Annotated in this window: 2 protein-coding genes; both read left to right on the plus strand. The window is 72.8% G+C overall.

Annotation, left to right across the window (positions count from 1 at the left end):
* Positions 1 to 3,133 (plus strand): type I polyketide synthase (locus IE212_RS34370; protein ID WP_190201917.1); only part of this gene is annotated, 3,133 nt, incomplete at its 5' end.
* Between the two features lie 43 nt (positions 3,134 to 3,176).
* Positions 3,177 to 3,457: beta-ketoacyl synthase N-terminal-like domain-containing protein (locus tag IE212_RS34375; protein ID WP_190201918.1), on the plus strand; the 281-nt coding region annotated here is incomplete at its 3' end.

The raw sequence follows: 3,457 nt of genomic DNA on the forward strand, positions 1-3,457 counted from the left end.
ACACCCCGAACCAGAAACCCTCACCACCGCACTCGCCACCCTCCACACCAACGGCCACACCACCACCCTCCACACCCCACACACCCCCACACACCACCTCGACCTGCCCACCTACCCCTTCCAACGCAACCGCTACTGGATGCCGAACTCGGCGGCTTACACGAGGCGTTCGGATGCCGAGGCGGCGGCACGCCTGGGCCTGGCCCGGCAGGACCATCCGTTCCTGACCGGCGCCACGTCGATCGTCGGCAGCGGGGCGACTCTGCTCACCGGCAGGGTGACGCTCGCGGCGCATCCATGGCTGGCCGATCACACGGTCGCCGGTGCGGTGCTGTTCCCCGGAACGGCCTTCGCCGACCTGCTGCTGCACGTTGCCGAGGAGACGGGGCCGGGGTCCGTGGAGGAACTCACTCTCCATGTGCCCCTCGTTCTTCCCGCGCAGGGCGCTGTGCAGCTTCAGGTGCTGGTGGAAGCACCGGATGAGCGCGGACGGCGCGCGGTGACGGTGGCTGCTCGGCCGGAGGAGGAGACCGGGGCGGAGTGGACCACGCATGCAGCCGGTGTTCTGGCGGGCGCGGAACCGGCCACGCCGGAGGTGGACTGGGCGGACTGGGCGGCAGGGGCTTGGCCACCGCCCGGGGCGGAAGCCGTCGACGTGGACGAGCTGTACGCGGAGTTCGCCGCCGCCGGCTACGACTACGGGCCGGCCTTCACCGGCCTGACCGGGGCGTGGCGCCGTGGGGACGAGGTCTTCGCCGACGTGAGCTTGCCCGAGGCGGTGGCCGGACCAGGGGATGAGGAGCGCCGGTTCGGTGTGCATCCCGCGCTGTTCGACGCGGCCCTGCACCCGTGGCGGGTGGGAGGCCCTTGGCGGGAGTCCGGCGCCGATGCTGACGGTGGGCAGAGCACCCTGCTGCCGTTCTCCTGGCAGGGGCTCACCCTGTACGGGACCGGCGCCGAGCGGGTCCGGGTCCGGCTGGCACCGTCGGACGGCGGCGGCTCCTTCTCCGTGCGGGCCGCCGATCCGGCGGGCAATCCCGTCCTCGCCCTGGACGCGCTGGTGCTGCGTCGAGTGCCGTCGAGCACGCCGGGCGCTCGTCCGGCGGTGCCGATGTACCGCATCGACTGGCAGCCGGTCGACTCGACCAGTCTCGTGGGCACTCGCCGCTACGCCGTGGTCGGCGCCGATGCGGAGGAGACAGCGGAGGTTCTGCGTGCCTTCCTGCCCGATGCGCACGTCACGGGCCACGCCGACCTCACGGCCCTGCGAGCCGCTCTGGACGCCATGGCACCGAGGCCCGAACCCGCCCTGGTCGTTGCGCTCATCCCCGGCTCCCCTCCCCCGGCTTCCGAGGCCACGTCCGCACCCGATCCCGTCCGTGCGACCCTCGCCCACGGTCTCTCACTCGTCCAGGCACTGATCGAGGACGAACGCCTGACCACCGGCACGACACTGGCCGTCCTCACGCGGGGCGCGGTCGAGGCCACGGAGACCGATGTGCCGGATCTCGCGGGTGCCGCGCTGTGGGGGCTGGTGCGCTCCGCGCAGTCGGAGTATCCGGGCCGCTTCCGCCTCCTCGACGTGGACGACTCCCCGGAGTCCCGTGCGGCCCTGGCCACGGCGCTGGCCTCGGACGAGCCCCAGGTAGCGTTGCGGGCGGGCGTCATGCTCGCGCCGGCGCTGGCACCCGCCGGGGCCGCCGGGTCGCCGGCTCCGGCGGACTCCGCGCCCACCGCCCAGGGCATGGACGGCACCGTCCTGCTGACCGGCTGCACCGGTGCGCTCGGCCGACGCGTCGCCGTGCACCTGGCGAGGCGTCACGGTGTACGGCGGATGCTGCTGGTCAGCAGGAGCGGCCCGAACGCGCCGGAGTCCGCCGCGCTGGAACGGGAACTCACCGATCTGGGCGTCCACACCTCCTTCGTCTCCTGCGACCTGGCCGATCCGGCCGACGTACGGAAGGCGGTCGCCGGAGTCCCGTCCGAACATCCGCTGACCGGTGTCGTGCACACCGCCGGTGTCCTGGACGACGGGGCGCTCGCCCGGCTGACTCCGGAGCGGATCGACACCGTGCTGCGGGCCAAGGCCGACGCCGTACGCCACCTCCATGAGGCAACGCTCGGACATCCGCTGCGCGCCTTCGTGCTGTTCTCCGCCGCAGCCGGGTTACTGGGCCGTCCGGGGCAAGCGTCCTACGCGGCAGCCAACGGCGTGCTCGACGCGTTCGCGCGGCTTCGCCGGGCGGCGGGGCTGCCGGCGGTCTCCCTGGCCTGGGGGTTGTGGGACGAACGTGACGGCATGGCCGGCGGCCTCGATGCCACGGGCCTTCGCCGACTTCGCCGGGACGGCATCCTGCCGATGCCTGCCGACCAGGCCCTCGAACTGCTGGACCAGGCCCTGACGACGTACCGGGACGGCCCCGCCCTGCTCGTCCCGCTGCTGCTGGACAGCGCGGCGCTGCGCCGCACGGCCAGGGAGAACGGCCCGGCCTCACTGCCGCCGTTGCTGCGCTCCCTCGTCCCCTCCCACCAGCGCCGGCATCGCACGACCACGGCGACGTCCGTACGGGACGAGTCCGGGCCGGGCCCGTCGGCAAGCCTCGCGGCCCTGCCCGCCAAGGAGCGCATGACCGTCCTGCTGGACATGGTCGGCGAACAGGTCGCGGGTGTCCTCGGCCACGCGTCGGCCACGGAGATCGATCCCGAACGGCCTTTCCACGAGATCGGCTTCGACTCCCTGGCCACGCTGGAGCTGCGCAACCGGCTCGGCCGCCTGGTCGGTCTGCGTCTGCCGAGCACGCTCGCCTTCGACCGTCCCACGCCGAGGAAGGTGGCGGAATGGATCAACGCGGAACTGCCCGCCGCGAACCCCGCTCCGGGCACGTCGGCCGAGGATCCCGTGCTGACGGGCATCGACCAGATGGCGCGAGCGATCGCTCGCATGGGCGCGGAGGACGGCCGACGCGCCGATGTGCGCCAACGACTCGTCGGCCTGCTGACCGCTCTGGACAGGCCGGCGTCCGGCGCGGACAGCACCCGAGCAGCCGCGACGACCGTGGCCGACCGACTCGACGAGGCAACCGACGACGAGATCTTCGCGTTCCTCGACGAACAGCTGGACGAGCAGCCGTGACCGGACCGAGGGCCGCCCGTACGACAGGAAGCTGGGGGCAGCGATGACCGCGGAGAACGACAAGATCCGCAGCTATCTGAAGCGCGCCACCGCCGAACTCCACAGGACCAAGGAGCGGTTGGCGGAGCTGGAGTCGGCGCGGCATGAGCCGATCGCGGTGGTGGGCATGGCCTGCCGCTACCCCGGCGGCGTGGCCACACCGGACGATCTGTGGGAGCTGGTGGCCTCCGGAACCGACGCCATCTCCACGTTCCCGACCGACCGCGGCTGGGACCTGGACGGCCTGTACGACCCCGACCCGAGCACACCCGGCAAGAGCTACGT

The sequence above is a fragment of the Streptomyces djakartensis genome, assembly GCF_014651075.1.
GTDB lineage: Bacteria > Actinomycetota > Actinomycetes > Streptomycetales > Streptomycetaceae > Streptomyces > Streptomyces djakartensis.